This is a genomic window from Gryllotalpicola daejeonensis (genome assembly GCF_039538145.1).
In the GTDB taxonomy this organism is placed as follows: Bacteria; Actinomycetota; Actinomycetes; order Actinomycetales; family Microbacteriaceae; genus Gryllotalpicola; species Gryllotalpicola daejeonensis.
This window is the reverse complement of the sequence record NZ_BAABBV010000001.1, coordinates 895,944-912,247: the sequence shown is the minus strand read 5'-3', so window position 1 is coordinate 912,247 and position 16,304 is coordinate 895,944. Positions and strand designations below refer to the sequence as shown.

Annotated in this window: 15 protein-coding genes; 7 read left to right on the top strand and 8 right to left on the bottom strand. The window is 70.9% G+C overall.

Features of this window, described 5'->3' with window-relative positions:
* Positions 1-96: 96 nt before the first annotated feature.
* The 3 genes from ABD736_RS04575 to ABD736_RS04565 are packed head-to-tail and all read left to right on the top strand — an operon-like array spanning position 97 to position 3,331.
* Positions 97-1,437: an extracellular solute-binding protein gene (locus ABD736_RS04575; RefSeq protein WP_344790558.1), complete on the top strand. Its 1,341-nt coding sequence runs from the start codon at positions 97-99 to the stop codon at positions 1,435-1,437.
* 18 nt (positions 1,438-1,455) lie between these two features.
* Positions 1,456-2,421 (top strand): carbohydrate ABC transporter permease, encoded by a 966-nt coding sequence (locus ABD736_RS04570; RefSeq protein ID WP_344790557.1) that lies wholly within the window; start codon positions 1,456-1,458, stop codon positions 2,419-2,421.
* 1 nt (position 2,422) lies between these two features.
* Complete coding sequence (locus ABD736_RS04565) at positions 2,423-3,331, top strand: carbohydrate ABC transporter permease (RefSeq protein ID WP_344790556.1); 909 nt, start codon at positions 2,423-2,425, stop codon at positions 3,329-3,331.
* Positions 3,332-3,340: 9 nt separating this feature from the next.
* On the opposite strand, the gene ABD736_RS04560 is transcribed toward ABD736_RS04565, so the two are convergent.
* The 6 genes from ABD736_RS04560 to ABD736_RS04535 are packed head-to-tail and all read right to left on the bottom strand — an operon-like array spanning position 3,341 to position 12,286.
* Positions 3,341-4,186: an SDR family oxidoreductase gene (locus ABD736_RS04560; RefSeq protein ID WP_344790555.1), complete on the bottom strand. Its 846-nt coding sequence runs from the start codon at positions 4,184-4,186 to the stop codon at positions 3,341-3,343.
* Between the two features lie 47 nt (positions 4,187-4,233).
* Entirely contained in the window at positions 4,234-5,253 is a 1,020-nt protein-coding gene (locus ABD736_RS04555) for an NADPH:quinone reductase (protein ID WP_344790554.1), read from the bottom strand.
* Between the two features lie 10 nt (positions 5,254-5,263).
* Positions 5,264-5,959, bottom strand: a complete 696-nt coding sequence (locus ABD736_RS04550; RefSeq protein ID WP_344790553.1) for an ABC transporter ATP-binding protein — start codon at positions 5,957-5,959, stop codon at positions 5,264-5,266.
* Positions 5,956-6,846 carry an ABC transporter ATP-binding protein gene (locus ABD736_RS04545; RefSeq protein ID WP_344790552.1) on the bottom strand — a complete coding sequence of 297 codons (891 nt, stop codon included), beginning with the start codon at positions 6,844-6,846 and terminating at the stop codon, positions 5,956-5,958. The genes ABD736_RS04550 and ABD736_RS04545 overlap by 4 nt, the downstream gene beginning before the upstream one ends.
* A 2-nt stretch (positions 6,847-6,848) precedes the next feature.
* Positions 6,849-9,551 carry an FtsX-like permease family protein gene (locus ABD736_RS04540; RefSeq protein WP_344790551.1) on the bottom strand — a complete coding sequence of 901 codons (2,703 nt, stop codon included), beginning with the start codon at positions 9,549-9,551 and terminating at the stop codon, positions 6,849-6,851.
* Entirely contained in the window at positions 9,548-12,286 is a 2,739-nt protein-coding gene (locus ABD736_RS04535; protein ID WP_344790550.1) for an FtsX-like permease family protein, read from the bottom strand. Before ABD736_RS04535 ends, ABD736_RS04540 begins: the two co-directional genes overlap by 4 nt.
* A 49-nt stretch (positions 12,287-12,335) precedes the next feature.
* On the opposite strand from ABD736_RS04535, the gene ABD736_RS04530 reads away from it, so the two are divergent.
* Genes ABD736_RS04530 through ABD736_RS04515 form a run of 4 tightly spaced genes read left to right on the top strand, consistent with a single transcriptional unit; the run spans position 12,336 to position 14,762 of the window.
* Positions 12,336-13,436, top strand: coding sequence for an epoxide hydrolase family protein (locus tag ABD736_RS04530; protein WP_344790549.1), 1,101 nt, complete (start codon positions 12,336-12,338; stop codon positions 13,434-13,436).
* A gap of 42 nt (positions 13,437-13,478) precedes the next feature.
* Positions 13,479-13,820: an SdpI family protein gene (locus tag ABD736_RS04525; protein WP_344790548.1), complete on the top strand. Its 342-nt coding sequence runs from the start codon at positions 13,479-13,481 to the stop codon at positions 13,818-13,820.
* A 52-nt stretch (positions 13,821-13,872) separates the two neighbouring features.
* Complete coding sequence (locus ABD736_RS04520; RefSeq protein WP_344790547.1) at positions 13,873-14,340, top strand: MarR family winged helix-turn-helix transcriptional regulator; 468 nt, start codon at positions 13,873-13,875, stop codon at positions 14,338-14,340.
* Positions 14,340-14,762: an organic hydroperoxide resistance protein gene (locus tag ABD736_RS04515; RefSeq protein ID WP_344790546.1), complete on the top strand. Its 423-nt coding sequence runs from the start codon at positions 14,340-14,342 to the stop codon at positions 14,760-14,762. Before ABD736_RS04520 ends, ABD736_RS04515 begins: the two co-directional genes overlap by 1 nt.
* A 75-nt stretch (positions 14,763-14,837) precedes the next feature.
* Here ABD736_RS04515 and ABD736_RS04510 read toward each other — a convergent pair whose 3' ends face one another.
* Positions 14,838-15,290, bottom strand: coding sequence for an ASCH domain-containing protein (locus ABD736_RS04510; RefSeq protein WP_425554987.1), 453 nt, complete (start codon positions 15,288-15,290; stop codon positions 14,838-14,840).
* Positions 15,291-15,355: 65 nt separating this feature from the next.
* Entirely contained in the window at positions 15,356-16,192 is an 837-nt protein-coding gene (locus ABD736_RS04505) for a helix-turn-helix transcriptional regulator (RefSeq protein WP_344790545.1), read from the bottom strand.
* Positions 16,193-16,304: the final 112 nt, after the last annotated feature.

Here is a 16,304-nt window from a genome sequence, read left to right as displayed (position 1 = left end):
CGAGCAACGAAGCTCTTGCGCGAAGATTCCAACGATGTAATGCTCAGGCGCAGTGCCCCAGGACAGGGGCACACGCCACATGACGAGGAGGTCAAGATGGCGCAAGCATCGGGACTCTCGCGACGGGGATTCCTCGCCGCGGGTCTCGCCGGGCTGGCAATCCCGGCACTCGCCGGCTGCGCAGGGCCCGTCGCCGCGGGTCTCGCCGGCTCGCAGCTCAACCCCAAGACACTGGTCTACTGGAACCTCTTCGGAGGCGGTGACGGCGGCCGCATGCAGACCATGGAGGCCGGCTACCGGAAGACGCACGGGGGAGCGAGCTCCCTCCAGGCCACCACGTTCACGTGGGGCAACCCGTATTACTCGAAGGTGACCCTGTCGACCGTGGGGCACAAGCCGCCGGACGTCGCGGTCGCGCACCTCACCCGCGCGAAGCCGCTGTGGGAGGGCGGCATCCTCGATCCGATCACCGACGAGGACCTGGCGTCGGTCGGCCTCAGCGCCGACGACTTCAGCGAGGCGCCGTGGAAGGCCCAGAAGACGAACGGGCACAACATCGCGATCCCGCTGGACACGCATCCGCTCGTCATGTTCTACAACGTCGACGTGATCAAGAAAGCCGGCCTGCTCGGCTCCGACGGCACGATCGTGCCGCTCAACTCGATGGACGAGTTCGAGGCGGCGCTCGCGGCGGTGAGCAAAGTCACGAAGGGTCCGGCGATCACCTCGGCGAACGTGGCGGGCGAGACGGCAACGCCGTGGCGAGTGTTCACGACGCTGTACAACCAGCACGCGGATGCCACGCCGTTCCTCTCGGACAACGGGGCGAAGCTCACCGTCAACTGGGACGTCTTCGAAGACGTCGTCAGCCGCATCCAGTCGTGGGTGAAGAAGGGCTGGCTCAACAGCGGCCTCGACTACGGCACCGCGCAGTCGTACATGTTCACCGGCAAGGCGGGCATGTACCTCGAGGGCGAATGGGAGCTCACCACGGCGCAGCTCGTGAAGGGGCTGAAGTTCGACATGGCGCCGCTTCCCACGCTGTACGACAAGCCGGCCGCGCAGGCCGACTCCCACACCTTCATCCTGCCCAAGAAGGACCGCTCGCCCGAGCAGCGCAAGCAGGCGATGGAATTCATCAAGTCGATGCTCGACCAGAGCATGACCTGGGCGCAGGGCGGTCACGTGCCCGCCTACCTGCCGGTGGCGAACAGCGACGACTACAAGAAGCTCAAGCCGCAGGCGCACTACGCATCGGCGGCCGACCACGCGGTCTACGACGACCCTGCCTGGTACGGCGGATCGGGCTCGACCTTCGAGGGGATCGTCGGCGCAGAGCTCGGGCTCGTGCAGCAGCGCGCCGCGACGCCCGCCCAGGCCCGGGAGTCGATCACGAGCCAGCTCAAGATCTACCTCAACACCCCCAGCCCGCTTTAGAACCGGAGGTACAACGACGTGACCACCGCACAAGCCCCGGCTGCCGCGCTGATCAAGCCGCGCGCGGCCCGCACAGCACCCATTCCCCGATCGGTCTCGCCGCTGCGCCGCGGCGACGGCCGCAGCGGGTGGCTGTTCCTGGCGCCGTTCGGCGTGTTCTATCTGGTGTTCCTGATCGGCCCGACGATCTACATGATCGTCGCGAGCTTCTTCAACACCTCGATGGTGCACACGGACCTCGGCTCGTTCGCGGGCTTCGCGAACTACGCGGAGATGCTGACGCGGCCGGACTTCTGGAGCGCCATGTGGCACACGCTCCAGTTCACGATCTACACGACGCCGCCGCTCGTCATCCTGGCGTTCATCTTCGCCGTGCTGACGAACCGAGTGCGCCGCGGGCAGTGGTTCTTCCGGCTCGCGTTCTTCCTGCCGTTCATCCTGCCGAGTGCGACCATCTCGCTCATCTGGGTGTTCGTGTTCACACCGGCGACCGGCCTGTGGGCGTTCATGCAGCAGTCGCTCGGCATGACGCCCGGCAACGGCATCCTCGCGAATCCGAACACCGCCATGATCGGGATCGCGATCGCGACGGTGTGGTGGACGCTCGGGTTCAACTTCGTGCTCTACCTCGCCGGCCTGCAGGACATCCCGCGCGAGCTGTATGAGGCGGCCGCCGTCGACGGCGCGTCGAACTGGTCGCAGATCCGCTACATCACACTGCCGCTGCTCGGCCGCACGACGACGCTCGTCATCCTGCTGCAGATCATCGCGAGCCTGAAGATCTTCGACCAGGTGTATCTGATGACGAGCGGCGGGCCGGGCGTCTCGACGCAGGTCGCCCTGGGGCTCGTGACCGGAACCGCCTTCACCGACAACCGTGTCGGCGCGGCATCCGCCGCCTCTGTCCTGCTCTTCATCGTCATCGTGGCTGTCGCCGTCATCAGGCAGCTGTTCGACCGCGCCGCAGCCAGAAGGGAGGCGTGAGATGACCACGACCGCAGTTCGGCCGGGCAAGCGCCCGTCCTACGTCTCAGGTGCCGCGCCCGCCGCCAACGCCGGCCGCATCGGCACGAGCGGCAAGACGTTCCAGATCGTCTCGGTGATCGTGCTCGTCGTGTTCGCGATCATCTGGCTCATTCCGAGCCTGTTCGCGCTCAAGACCTCGCTCACCGACAACGGTGTCGCGGCGCTGGGCGCACAGGCGATCCTCACGAACTGGAACCCGACGCTGCACTCGTTCGCGTCGTTCTTCCAAGCCGGCGACATCTGGAACTGGTACCTCGCGAGCGGCATCACCTCGGTGATCACCGCGCTGCTGACCGTGTTCTTCGCGTCGATGGCGGCGTTCGCGCTGTCGCGGCTGCGGTTCCGCGGCCGCAACGTGTCGTTCCTGCTCGTGATCCTCGGCATCATGATCCCGACGCAGGTGCTGATCGTGCCGATCTTCCAGATGCTGAACTGGATGTCGCTGCTGAACACCTACTGGTCGGTGATCTTCCCGCAGGTGCCGGCCGTGATCGCGGTGTTTATCTTCAAGCAGTTCTTCGACGGCATCCCCGCCGAGATGGAAGAGGCCGCGCGCATCGACGGCGCCAACCGCTGGCAGGTCTACTGGTCGCTGATCCTGCCGCTGTCGCGGCCGGTGCTCGCGGCGGTGTCGATCCTGACCTTCGTCGGGGTGTGGAACAACCTGCTGCTGCCGCTGTTCGTGCTGTCGAACCCGAACCTGATGACGATTCCGGTCGGCCTCGCGACGGTTCAGTCGAGCTTCGGCCAGCGCTACGCCGACATCCAGGCCGGGGCGATCCTCGCCGCGCTGCCGCTGATCATCCTGTACCTGATCTTCCAGCGGCAGATCGTCGAGGGCGTCACGGGCAGCGGGCTGAAGGGGTAGGCATCCGCTCTATTCACGCCAGTCGTCGCTCGTCAAGTGCGAGCCCGCCTGCGGGCCCATCTGCAGCATGCCGCCGTCGACGGCCCACGAGGCACCGGTGACGTAGCTCGCCTTCGGCGAGGCGAGGAAGGCGACGACGTCGGCGATCTCGCGCGGGTGGCCAGGCCGGCCGAGCGGGATTCCGGGGCGGTGGGTGCGATACGCATCTGCCGCCTCGGCGTCGTTCATAGGCGTATTAATCTCCCCGGGGGCGACGGCGTTCGCGGTGATGCCGTATTCCCCGAGCTCGAGCGCCAGCGTCTTGATGAGCCCGCCGAGTCCGTGCTTGGCGGCGTCGTAGGCGGCCGAGCCGACACGCGGCTGGTGCTCGTGCACGCTCGTGATGGCGATGATGCGGCCGCCGTCGCGCGGGTCTGCGCCCGGCCGCCCGCGCTCGGCCTTCGCCTGCTCGACCATGTGGCGCGCGGCGCGCTGGATGCACACGAACGCGCCGCTCAGGTCGGCGGTGATGGTCTGCTGCCAGGTGTCCCAGTCGGTGTCGAAGAGCCGGGGGCCGCCGTTGATGCCGGCGTTGTTGACGAACACGTCGATGCGGCCGCCGAGCTCGTCGATGAGGCGTTCGATCACGTCGCCACAGGCGGGGGAGTCGGTCGTGTCGAGCTGCGCGACGACCGCCTTCCGGCCCCGCTCGCGCACGAGCCGCGCGGTCTCGTTCGCGCCGTCCTCATCGCTGTGCCAGGTGATGCCGACGTCGAAGCCATCTTCCGCGAGGGCGATGGCGCTTTCGCGGCCGATGCCGGAGTCGGATCCCGTGACGATGGCGGTGCGGGTGCTCGTTTCTGTGCTGTCGCTCATGTCGGGCAGGTGCCCGCCGAACGCCGCCCGCATGCAGTCGGCGCGGCTCAGATCTGGATGAGCACCTTGCCGACCGCGCCGCCGTCGACGGCGTCGTGCGCCGCCGCGGTCTCGTCGAGCGGGAAGCGGTGCAGCGGCAGGCCGTGCTCTTCGCCGACTTTGAGCACCCCCGCGGCGACCGCCGCGCTCACGTCGGCGACTGCGGCCTCGAGCAGCTCGGGGGCGAGCGTGTAGAGCAGCAGCCCCTGGTAGCGCAGGCCCAGCGAGAAGGTCGGCCTGATGTCGAGCACCAGCTGGTCGCCGCCGTTGTTGGCGTAGAACGCGATCGTCGCGCCCGTCTTCACGACCTTCTGGTCGAGCTCGTTGTTGACGGCAGGGGCGACCTCGACGATCAGGTCGACGCCGTCGGGCGCTGCGTCGCGGATGCCCGCGGCGGCATCCGTGTGCTTGTAATCGACGACGTGGTGCGCGCCGGCCGCGCGTGCGAGCGCGCCCTTCTCGTCGCTGCTCACGGTGGCGATGACGGATGCCCCGGCCCAGCGTGCCAGCTGAATGGCGGCGTTGCCCACCGCGCCCGCGCCGCCGTGCACGAGAACATGCAGGCCGGCGAGCGAGCCGGGGGAGAGCCGGGCGACGGGGCCGCTCGTGAGCGCCCGGTGCGCGGTGATGGCCGGCACGCCGAGGGCGGCGCCGAGGTCGAACGCTTCGGGGCCCGTCACCGTGTCGGGCAGGCGCACCGCGCGCTCGGCGGGAACGGTGACGTACTCGGCCGCGGTGCCGTGCGGTTGCCCGTGCTGGGCGAGATAGAGCCAGACGCGGTCGCCGACGGCGAGGCCCTCGACGCCGATGCCGACGGCGTCGACGGTTCCCGCGCCGTCCTGGCCGGGGGTTACCTCGTCATGGTCGCCGCGAGCTGCCGCGCCCGAGCGGCTCTTCACGTCGGTCGGGTTGACGCCGGCGACCACGAGCTTCACCCGCACCTCGCCGACGCCGGGCTCGGGCACGGGCCGGTCGACGAGCCTCAGAACGCTGGACGGACCCTTTTCCGTATAGACGATGGCACGCATGGACTCCACGCTACGCCGCGGCGTGTTTGGCGTGCGCGAGCTTTCCGTCGTGCAGCTGCAGCACGCGGTCGGCGTACTCGGCCATGCGCGGATCGTGCGTCGAGACAATGGCGGCGACGCCCTGCTGGTGCGCGAGCTGCGCGATGAGCGCCATCATCTGGGCGGCGGTGCCCGAGTCGAGCTGCCCGGTGGGCTCGTCGGCGATGAGCACCCGCGGGCGGTTCGCGAGGGCGCGGGCGATGCCGACGCGCTGCTGCTGGCCGCCCGAGAGCTCATACGGCCGCTGGTTCGGGTGATCGGCCAGGCCGACGGCGGCGAGCAGTTCGGTGACGCGCGCCGCGCGCTCGGCGACCGGCGTGTGCACGATGCGCAAGGGCACCTCGATGTTCTCGGCCGCCGACAGCACGGGCAACAGGGCGAACGACTGGAACACGAAGCCGATGTCGCGGCGACGGATGCCGGCGAGCTCGTCCTCCGACGCCGTCGTCAGCTCGACGCCGCCGAGCGACACCGTGCCGGTGGTCGGCCGGTCGAGGCCGCCGAGAAGGTTGAGCAGCGTCGTCTTACCGCTTCCAGACGGGCCGCGCAGCAGCACCAGCTCGCCCGGGTGGAGCTCCAGCGAGACGTCGGCGACGGCCTCGACGCGGGTGTCGCCGCTGCCGAAGACGCGCGACAGCCCGCTCGCCGAGATGATGGCGTCGCTCATTCCGTGTCTCCCTTCCGCACCTGCACGTGGTCGGTCTCGAGCGAGAGCTTCACGCGGCGCCGCAGCTCGAGTGCCTGCACGTAGTCGGGCGGCAGCTGCAGACGGCCGACGCGGTCGAGCACCGCGAATTCCTCGGCGATGTGCCGCTCGGCTCCGTCGTCGCTGACTTCGGTGCGCCGCAGCGTCTCGGTCGAGGTGCGGCCGTCGCGGATCTGCACGGTGCGCCGCACGTGGTCGGAGACGCCGGGATCGTGCGTGACGATCAGCACCGTCACCCCGAGGCGCTCGTTGACATCGCGCATCGCCTCGAGCACGAGCGCCGAGTTCGCCTCGTCGAGTTCGCCCGTCGGTTCGTCGGCGAGCAGCACCTCCGGCGAGTTCGCGAGCGCGACGGCGATCGCCACACGCTGCTGCTGGCCGCCCGAGAGCTGCCGGGGCACGCGGTCGCCGAGGTCGCCGATGCCAAGCAAGTCGATCAGCTCCCCGGCGCGGGCGGCGCGGTGCGCCCTGGGGTGGCCGGCCACCGCGAGCGTGAGCGAGATGTTCTCGGCCGCAGTGAGATAGGGGATCAGGTTGCGCCCCGTCTGCTGCCAGACGAAGCCGACGACGTTGCGGCGGTAGCCGATGCGGTCGCGCTCGCGCATGGCCAGCAGGTCGAAGCCCGCGACGGATGCCTGCCCTGCGGTGGGCACGTCGAGTCCGGACAGGATCGACAGCAGTGTCGATTTGCCCGACCCGGAGGCGCCGACGAGCGCGGTCAACTCGCCGCGCGCGACCTCGAGGTCGAGGCCCTGAAGCGCCTGCACCTCGACGCCCTCCGCAGAGAAGATGCGCACCAGCTCGCGGCAGTGGATCGCGCTCGTGGGCTGTGCGCTGGTTGCTGTCATGGTCATTCGGCTCCCATCTTCACAGCGCCGGTCGGGTCGGTGCGCCGCGCGACGAGCACGGCGACGAGGGTGGCGGCCGCCGCGACGGCGAGCACGCCGGCGAGCAGGGCGGCGAGCCGCGGCCAGTCAGTGGTCACGGCGAGCCGGGTGGCGCCGCCGGTGAACGGCGCGAAGTCGGTCGTGGCGACGAGCAGGTGGGGCAGCACGAGGCCGAGACCGAGGCCGACCGCGGCGGCCGCTATGACGATCGGTACGATCTCCCACACGACCAGGCCGAGCGACTGGGTACCCGTGAGGCCCATGGTGCGCAGCATGGCGATCGCGCTGTTCCGCGAGGCCGCCGCGGCGACCGAGCCGGCGAACACCGCCACCGCGGCGAGCACGGCGCTCGTGATCGCGGCGATGATCAGAGTGACACGCAGACCGGCGGTCGAGGGGGCCGCGTTGATCTGGGCCAGGCCGGCCGCGGCATCCGTCACCGCCGCGTATGGCACCGCGCGCGCGATCACGCGCGTCACGGGAACAGAGGATGCGCCGGGCCGCAGCGCGACCATCAGCTGGGTCGCCTCGAACGCCGGCTCGCCGAGCTGCTTCGTGAACGAGCGGTCGACGAGCACCCAACGAGAGTCGGCGCCGAGCTGCGCGTCGCTGGGCAACGAGCCGGCGATGACGACCGGGATGCCGCCGAGCTTCTGCTTGGCGCCCAGGGGGTGCGCATCGAGCAGATCGGCCGAGACGACGACCGGCACGCGGCCGGCGCGCTTCGCGGCAAGCGCCGCGGGAACGTCGCCGCGCACGGCGCGCAGTTCGCGGGCGTCGGCGATGATCGGCTGCACCGTGGTGGTCCTGCCGTTGAGGCCGAGCTCGACGTTGTGAGCGGACATGACACCGGCGACATGGGCGACGCCCGGTGCGGCGCGGACGGCCGCGACGGCTTTGGCGTCGAACAGCGCTCCATCGGCGCGCACGTCGGCGCCGACGGAGGCGACGGCCTGCGCGTGCGCGCCCGACTGGATCGTGGCGAGCACCCCGGAGGACAGCACCGCCACCGAGACCCCGACGACGACCGCAAGGGCGGCCGCGACGCCGAGGGCGGGGTCGCGCATCGCGCGCGCGGCGCCGATGAACCCGACCGCTCCGCGAGATCGGCGGGCGACGGCAAGAGCGCCCCGCAGTGCGAGTGGCAGCACTCGCAGCACCACGACGCTGACCGCGAGCGCGAGCAGCAGCGGTGTGAGCGAGAGCAGTGCGTCGAAGCCGCTGCCGGCGACCGGCCCCCGCCGCACGAGCAGGTACGTCGCGACGGCGGCGGCGCCGACGACGCAGGCTTCCACGATCCAGCGCACTCCGCCGCGAGTGCGGGCAGACAGGTCGCGCCGGGTGCCGCGCAGGCCGCCGTCGGGAGCGGCGCCGAGCGCGGCGAACAGGACGGCCGGAACGAGGCCGGCCAGCAACGGGGCGACCCAGGCCCAGGCATCCGCCCCCGGCAGTATCAGCGCCGCGACGAGGGCGCCGAGCGCCGCGGCGGGCAGGCCGGCCGCGAGCCCCTCCAGAGCAGCGGCGGCGCGCAGCTGCGCACGCGAGGCACCGCGGGCGGAGACGAGCGCGAGCACGGGCGCACGTCGGCTGACCACTGCGCGCACCCCGAGGGCGAAGACGGCGACCACCACACCTGCGGGCCCGCTGACGAGCACGGCGATCACCGCGAGCGTTGCCGCGATGCGGCCGACGCTCTGTGCGATGGTCGTGCCGAGGTCGGTGTTCACCGGCACGCGCACGGTCTGGCCCGGGGTCGCTGCCGGCATCGCGATCTGCCGTGCCTCGAGCCCCCGGATGCCGGCCTCGACGCCGTGCGCGTTCGAGTTGGTGATCGCCGAGGCGGCGATGGGGAACCAGAACGTGCCGTTGAACGCGCCGAGATCTTGGAACGCGAGCAGCGTGAGTGGGTTGACGTAGCCGGTCGCCGTGTACTGCGGCGGGTGGTTGTGGTCGTCCTCGAGCTCGGGCTCGACGATGCTCGGCGTGTGCTGCCAGTAGTCCGAGTGCGGCGCCACCGGTGTGAAGATCCCGCTCACGCGCACCCGCACTGCGAGGTCGCTCACCGTCGTCGCGAGCACGTCGCCGACTGCGAGGTTCATCCTTGTGGCAGTCTGCGCCGAGATCACCATGTCGATCGGCGGCGCTGTTGCGGTGCTTCCTTCAGGCGCCTTCCACTGGTGAGGCTGCGCTCCCGAGGTGAGGGTGATCTGCTGTTCGTAGCGCGGGTCGGCGGCGAGCGCCACGAAGTAATCGCCCTTCGCGTCGACGGAGGCGGGCGGCTGCGCGCTCTTGCGCTCCGTGCGGGCGACGACGTGCGGGTCGCCGAGCACGGCGCGCAGCGGGGCGGATGCCTGCTCCCGGGCGCCCTCGAGCGCAGAGTCGACGCGCCCGAAGGCGGCTTCCGCGCTGCCTGCGGCGGGTGGCGTGCCGGGCCCCGGTCCAATCAGGAACGGGACGACCGCGCCGCTGACATCGCGGCGCGTGTCCGCGAGGCCGGTGACCGAGTAGTGCAGATCGGATGCCTGCAACCCGCTGAACGCCCGGGGGATCAGGCCGCAGCACAGCGCCACGATGAGCGTGAGCAGCGCGATCAGCGCGGTGAGCGTGCGTTCGGGCGCGATGGTGCGCACGAGCAGGCCGACGGTGCCGGTGCGGTCGCGGCTCATCGCGCCCCCTCCCGTGGGACCGCCGTGCGCGCCTGCTGCGCCACCTGCGCGCCGTAGACGGCGACGATGGCCCACACCGCGACGGCCAGCGCGAGGACGGCGACGCCGAGGCCGATCGGGTCGAGTCGCAACGGCTGAGGAAGTGCGTCGAACGGCGCGTCGATCGCGATGCGCGCGAGGCCGGGAACCGTCAGCGCGCTGACGATCACGCCGCTGAGGGCGGCGCCGACCGCGGCGCCGACGCAGACGGCGACCAGTTCCCACTGGCGCAGCCGTGCGAGTGTGCGTGGTGCGTAGCCGAGCGCCCGCAGCACGCCGACCTCGTCGGCACGCAGGCGCAGCAGCTCGCCCGCGACGGCGGCGAGGGCGATGAGCGCCAGCACGACGCCGCCGGCCATGCCGAGCCACAGGGCCACAGGCACGGCTGCCAGAACCCCTGAGCCGGCGGCGATGGCCGGGCCTGTCACGCGAGCGCCCGGCAGCGCCTGCTCGATGGCCGCGGCGCTCGCCCGCGGGGACGTCGAGCGCACCCAGACACGGTCGACGGGCAGCGGATCGCCGCCGCTCGTGATGCGCTGGGTCTGAACGGCGGCGAGGTCGGCGACGACCGCGTTGGCTCCGCTCGACCCGGGCAGCGCCGGCGCGAGCTGCGCCACCGTCGTGGTGAGCGAGCCGCCCACGCTGCCGCTCAGATCCAAGGTGAGCTCGCTACCGCGGCGCGCATGTGTCGTGGCCGCGAAGGGCTGCGACAGCGCGACCTGCACCGCCTGGCTGCCTGCCGGAACGTAGCGCAGTCGATAGCCGCCGGGGCTCGCCGTGCCGGTGAAGCCGAGCGTGCCGTTCGGGGTGGGGTCGCCAGGGGATTCACCACCGGCCGGCTTCCATGCCGCGCCGAGGTCGACGGGCTGCGCGTCGCCGTCACCGCCCGAGGCGGTGACGGCGGTCACCTGGAAGGACACCGCCTCTGGCGTGAACACCCAGGTGTTCGGGTTCTGCGGGTCGAAGGCGCCGGTGACCGGCTGCTGCTGCGGCACGTCGATGTCGAGGGCGACCAGCCGTCGGGCGGCGCCCGTGGGAAGGTCAGCGTGCAGGTGCCCCGGGGCGGTCCCGGTCGTCGCAGCCAGGGGCACGCGGGTGGCGATGCCGTCGGCGTCCACGAGGTAAGCCGCGAGGGTGGGCATCGGCCCGCTCGAGGTCGCGGTGACGTCGAGAGCGGTCGCGCCGGCGGCGATCGACGCTCCGAGCAGGCGGCCGCTGACGGCGCGGGCCAGGGCAGCGGGGTCGACCGCCCCGTCGGCGGGGGAGATCGCGTGGCCGAGGCCAGAGGCGCCGAGCGCCGAGAGGTTCACGTCGGCGCCATCGTCGGTCTGCCACGAGAACGTCACGGTGGGAGCCGCGGCGCGCACCCCGGGCAGCTTTGCGATGGCCGCGGCATCCCCTGGCCCTGCTCCCGTAACGACGAGGTCGGCGCCGGCGTGCAGCGCGGCCGTTCGGCCCGCGGCGAGCTGCCAGGTCGGGGTGTACGCGGCGGCAACCACCAGACCTCCGCCCGCGAGCGCGATCAGCACGATGGGAGACGCGGTCATGCGCGGCCGCCGAGCGAGCTGACCCGCGACGAGCGAGAGCTTCGCACCCTCGCCGCGGGCGGCGAGACGCTCGACGAGCCGGGCGATCGGGGCGAAGACGGCGAGGCAGAGCACGGCCAGCGCGGCGAGGCACAGTGCCGGCGCGAGCACGGCGATCGGGTCGACGGCGGCGCCGGTGCTGGTGGGCGAGAGCGGCGAGCCGAACTGCAGGTACCGCCACAGCGACAGCGCCGCCGCGGCCACGAGCAGCACCAGCAGCCCCGGCGCCGCGAGCCGTCGCGCGCGCCCAGAGTCGTCGACGGTGTCCCGCCGGAACGCGAGCCGAGCCGAGTTGAAGGCGACACCCGCGACGAGCACTGTCGCGGCGACGACAACCGCGAGCACGATCGCGATGAGCGGCGACCAGTCGAGCGGATGCTCGCCCAAGGCCAGCAGCACCCCGGTCGCGATGCCGGCGCCGAGCAGTGCTCCGACCCCCGCGACGATCAGCGCCTCGAGCGCGGTGGTTCGGGCGACGCGCACGGCCGAGGCTCCGCGCGAGCGCAGCAGGGCCGTCTCGCGCAGGCGGACGCCGTCGAGCAGTCGCGCGAGTTCGGCCAGCGTGACGAGCCCGATCACCGTGACAAGGAGCAACGGGACGGGCTGGATGCTTGCGAGCGGCGCCACCCGCGCGGCGAGCGCCCTCGCCTGGCTGTCGAGCGAGCCGGACTTCTCGACGCCCTGCGCACCCACCGTGCCGTCGTCGAGCATGGCGGTGTGGATCGCCGAGCCGGCGCGCGCGAGCACGGGCAGGTCGGCGGGGGTGATGCGCGAAGCATCCGCTCGCACCGTCCAGATGATGTCGTCGCCGTCGTCCGCGTCGCGGTGCGTGACCGTGACGGGAACGGGCGCGCCGCCACGGCGCAGCTCCCGCGCGATGATCGCGTTCGCGCGACGCAGCTGGGCGGCGGTGTCGTCGGACTTCGGCGCGTCGAAGCGCAGCTCGGCCTGCGTTCCCGACAGCTGGGCGATGCCGGCGCGGACGCCGTCGAGCGCTGCCGAGTCGAGGTGGCCGACGAGCCCGACGCCGAGCCCGGCGAGCAGTGCGCACACGCACAGCAGCGCGGCGAAGAGCGCACTGTGCTCACGCACGCGTCGGGCCGCGATCATGCCGTAACTCTATGGGGCACAGGGGACTCGGCCTCGGTACGTTGGCCTTATGGACTTTGCGCCGCGAACGGATCCGGCCCTCATCGACGATCTGCGCTCGCGGCTGCGGGCGACGCGGTGGCCGGAGCCGTTCGAGAGCCCCGGCTGGAATCTCGGCGCAGACACCGAGTACCTGCGCGACCTCGCCCAGTACTGGGCAGAGGGCTTCGACTGGCCCGCGCGCGAGGACGAGCTGAATCGCCTGCCGCGCTCCTTCGTCGAGGTCGGCGGCACAGGCATCCATGTCGTTCACTCGGTCGTGAACCGGGAAGAGGGCGCGGCCCCGGCGCCGGCGCTGCTGCTCGCGCACGGCTGGCCGGACTCGTTCTGGCGCTACCTCAAGGTGATTCCGCTGCTGGCGGGGGAGTTCGACCTCGTCATTCCCGACATGCCGGGCTACGGCTACTCGGACAAGCCGGTCGGGCCGCCGCTCGACTCGCGCGCCGTCGCCGCGCTGTGGGCGCAGCTCATGAGCCGCCTCGGCTATGAGCGCTTCTTCGTCGCCGGCGGCGACATCGGGTCGGGTGTCGTGCGTTTCCTCGCGCTCGATTTCCCCGAGCGCGTCGTGGCGATGCACAGCATGGGTGCGCAACCGGTGCCGGGCACGGATGCCTCGCAGCTCACGCCTGAGGAGCAGGCCTGGCTGCGGCGCAGCCAGGAGTGGGCGTTCGCCGAGGGCGCCTATGCGGCGATGCACCGTACGAAGCCCGACACCGCGGCGGCCGGGCTGCTCGACTCGCCCGTGGGGCTCGCCGCCTGGATCGTCGAGAAGCTGCGCTCGTGGAGCGAGCGCGGCCTCGAGTCCTACACGCAGGACGAGATCCTGACGAACCTCTCGATCTACTGGTTCACCCGCACCATCGGCTCGTCGATGCGCATGTACAACGCGAACTCCCTGGTGCCTGCGGACCAGCTGGCGCGCCGTGTCGAGGTGCCGTCGGGCTTCTCGATCTTCCCGGCGGACATGGTGCGGCCACCGCGCGAGTGGCTCGAGCGCTCGACCAATCTCGCGTACTTCTCGGAGCCCCCGGCCGGCGGCCACTTCGCACCGTTCGAGGTGCCCGAGCTCTATGCGCAGGAGCTGCGCACCTTCTTCGCGCCGTATCTGTAGGCGTTGCGCGCCGACGGCGACAAGTCGTGCCAGGTTGAGATTGTGAATAATTCGGATGCCCTGAGCGGCGCCCTCATCATCGCGTGGGTCTTCGCGGCGCTGCTTCTGCTGCTCGCGGTGGCCGCGACGCTCGCCGGAAGGGGAGTGATCAAACGGAACCCGATCATCGGAATCCGCATCCCGTCTCTCTTCGCGAGTGACGAGGCCTGGGCGCGCGGCCATGCTGCCGCCGCGCGGCCGAGTTGGATCGGATTCGTCGTCGCACTGCTGTCGGCGCTCGTGGGCGTCTTCGCGCCGGTCGTGTATTGGCTCACCATCGCGGTGTTCGTGGTCACGACGGTCTGGATGTTCATCGCAGCCAGCCGTGCGGCGAAGGCATCCTGACGATCACCTGAATTAAATTGTGCGCAATCTAATTGCGTGCAACGATCGTGGCATGGCACCTGCAGCGCCGACCTCAGCCGCCGAGGCACTCGACCCAATGCTCTGCTTCGCCGTGTACTCGGTCGAGCGTCGGTTCGGGCAGCTCTATCGCGAGCTGCTCGCCCCGTGGAAGCTCAGCTACACGCAGTACCTCGCGCTCATCGCGCTGAGCAACGACGACAAGCTCACAGTCGGTGGCCTCGGCGAGCTGCTCGGGCTCGACTCCGGCACGCTGTCACCCCTGCTCAAGCGCCTCGAGTCGCGCGGCCTCGTCGCCCGCACGCGCGCTGCCCACGATGAGCGCGTGGTCCAGCTCGGGCTGACGGATGCCGGGCGCGACCTCTACGCAGAGCTCGACGACGTTCCCCGCTGCTTCGGCGACCGCACCGGTTTGAGCCATGAGGAATACGTGCAGCTGCTCGCGCTCGCGAAGACGCTGAGCGCGCGAATGACCACCCACAAGGAGAAGGAAACCGACTGATGGACATCCTCTACACCGCTGAAGCGCTCTCAACCGGCGAAGGCCGCAACGGGCACGTCACCACGATCGACGGCCGCGTCGACCTCGACATGGCGATCCCGCAGGCGATGGGCGGCTCGGGCAACGGCGCCAACCCGGAAGAGCTGTTCGCCGCCGGCTACGCCGCGTGCTTCCACTCGGCGCTGCTCGGCGTCGCCCGGTCGCAGAAGCTGAAGCTGGAAGACGAGACCGTCGGCGCCCGCGTGCACATCGGCCCGAACGGCCAGGGCGGGTTCCAGCTCGCGGTCGAGCTCGAGGTCGCGATTCCGACTCTGCCGCATGACCAGGCGCAGGCGCTGGCGGATGCCGCACACCAGGTGTGCCCGTACTCGAACGCCACCCGCGGCAACATCGACGTGACGATCACCGTCACGGACGACTGAGCCCCAGCCACCAAGTCGTCGCCACTTTCTGCGCCCTCGCAGCTTGCGAGACCGCAGCAGGTGGCGACGACTTTCTTATCTGCTGTAAATGAGGGCGAACCGCTCGCACACCACCGGCATGTCCGGTGCGAAGCCGCGCGGAGAGTGCGTGCGCCAGAAGCGCTCGTGCACCTGGCGCCAGTGGGCCAGGCTGCGATCACCCTCTCCTTCGGCGAACGCGTGGCCGGCATCCACCTCGCGGAATTGCACCACTGAAACGGCGACCGTCTGAATGACGGCTCGTGGCTCTTCGCTTCCGTCAAGGATCACGCTGGCATCGCCCACGGCCGGAAGCGGCTCGCCTTCCGCCTCGTAATCCCAGGCGGACGACGCCGTGCCGGTCTTCACGCCGGCGAGCACAAGCGCGAGCAGCTCATCGGCCTGCTGGGCGGTTGCGCCGAACGCCCAGGCCTCTGGCTGCGAGGCCGGCAACATCGGCACCTCGGCACGTGCACGAGCCCAGAACTCCGCAAGCGTCGTACCGGTCACGTCGGAAAGGCTATCGAGCCGGTTCTCCTCTCAGCGCGACAGTGTCACGCGGTGAGGAAAAGCGCTCACGCGAAGCTCTGCGTGCCGACCACCCCGAGCAGTGCGAGCTTCTCGGCGGCTTCGGTGCGAGGCGGGGCGGTGAGCACGAGCAGCGCCTGCGACTGGTCCTCGGTGAACAGCACCTGGCAGTCGAGCTCGATCGGGCCGAGCTCGGGGTGCACGAGCACCTTGTGGTCTTCGAAGCGCCGCGCCACCTCGTGCCGCTGCCACAGCTCCGCGAATTCCGCGCTCTCGGCCGACAGGGCCCGCACCAGCTCACCGGCCCGCGACCGTTCGCCGTCGACCCCATAGGCCGCCCGCAGATTGGCGACGAGCGCTCGACTCTGTCGCTCGCGGTCGTCGGCGGGACAGAGCAGGCGTGTCTCTGGCTCCGTGAACCAGCGCCACACGTCGCTGCGCGCGAAACCGGTGCGAGCGGATGCGTCGCCGAACAGCGCCGTCGCGAGCCGGTTCGCCACCAGCGTCTCGCCGAGGTTCGACAGGATCATCGCAGGCGTGTCCTCCAACCTGTCGAGCACCCGCAGCAGCGCGGGCGCCACGTGCGGCAGCCCGCTCGAACGATCGGGTGCGGCATGCCCGGCCACGCGGAACAGGTAGTCGCGCTCGTCGTCCGACAAGCGCAGCGCCCGCGCAAGCGCCGCGAGCATCTGCTCGCTCGGCTGTGGGCCGCGGCCCTGCTCGAGTCGGGTGTAGTAATCCGCCGACATGCCCGTGAGCGCGGCGACCTCTTCACGCCGCAGCCCCGGCGCCCGGCGGCGCGCGCCCGCCGCGAGGCCGACGTCGGCCGGCTGCAGCTCGGAGCGCCGGCGGCGCAGGAACTCGGCGAGGGCGGTGCGGTCCATGCATCCGATCATCACATCCGCGTGCGCACGCAACCAGGGTCTCCGCAATCAGGGACCGCGAGTCCCACGATCGCCGCGTCCATTTTCATCGCGAGCGGATGCTTGCATCGTG

What these genes read in the sequence shown, in the direction of transcription:
- ABD736_RS04575 (WP_344790558.1), top strand. Translation starts at nt 97, where the DNA reads ATGGCGCAAGCATCGGGACTCTCGCGACGGGGATTCCTCGCCGCGGGT.
- ABD736_RS04565 (WP_344790556.1), top strand. Translation starts at nt 2,423, where the DNA reads ATGACCACGACCGCAGTTCGGCCGGGCAAGCGCCCGTCCTACGTCTCA.
- ABD736_RS04560 (WP_344790555.1), bottom strand. Translation starts at nt 4,186, where the DNA reads ATGAGCGACAGCACAGAAACGAGCACCCGCACCGCCATCGTCACGGGA.
- ABD736_RS04555 (WP_344790554.1), bottom strand. Translation starts at nt 5,253, where the DNA reads ATGCGTGCCATCGTCTATACGGAAAAGGGTCCGTCCAGCGTTCTGAGG.
- ABD736_RS04550 (WP_344790553.1), bottom strand. Translation starts at nt 5,959, where the DNA reads ATGAGCGACGCCATCATCTCGGCGAGCGGGCTGTCGCGCGTCTTCGGC.
- ABD736_RS04545 (WP_344790552.1), bottom strand. Translation starts at nt 6,846, where the DNA reads ATGACAGCAACCAGCGCACAGCCCACGAGCGCGATCCACTGCCGCGAG.
- ABD736_RS04540 (WP_344790551.1), bottom strand. Translation starts at nt 9,551, where the DNA reads ATGAGCCGCGACCGCACCGGCACCGTCGGCCTGCTCGTGCGCACCATC.
- ABD736_RS04535 (WP_344790550.1), bottom strand. Translation starts at nt 12,286, where the DNA reads ATGATCGCGGCCCGACGCGTGCGTGAGCACAGTGCGCTCTTCGCCGCG.
- ABD736_RS04530 (WP_344790549.1), top strand. Translation starts at nt 12,336, where the DNA reads ATGGACTTTGCGCCGCGAACGGATCCGGCCCTCATCGACGATCTGCGC.
- ABD736_RS04520 (WP_344790547.1), top strand. Translation starts at nt 13,873, where the DNA reads ATGGCACCTGCAGCGCCGACCTCAGCCGCCGAGGCACTCGACCCAATG.
- ABD736_RS04515 (WP_344790546.1), top strand. Translation starts at nt 14,340, where the DNA reads ATGGACATCCTCTACACCGCTGAAGCGCTCTCAACCGGCGAAGGCCGC.
- ABD736_RS04505 (WP_344790545.1), bottom strand. Translation starts at nt 16,192, where the DNA reads ATGGACCGCACCGCCCTCGCCGAGTTCCTGCGCCGCCGGCGCTCCGAG.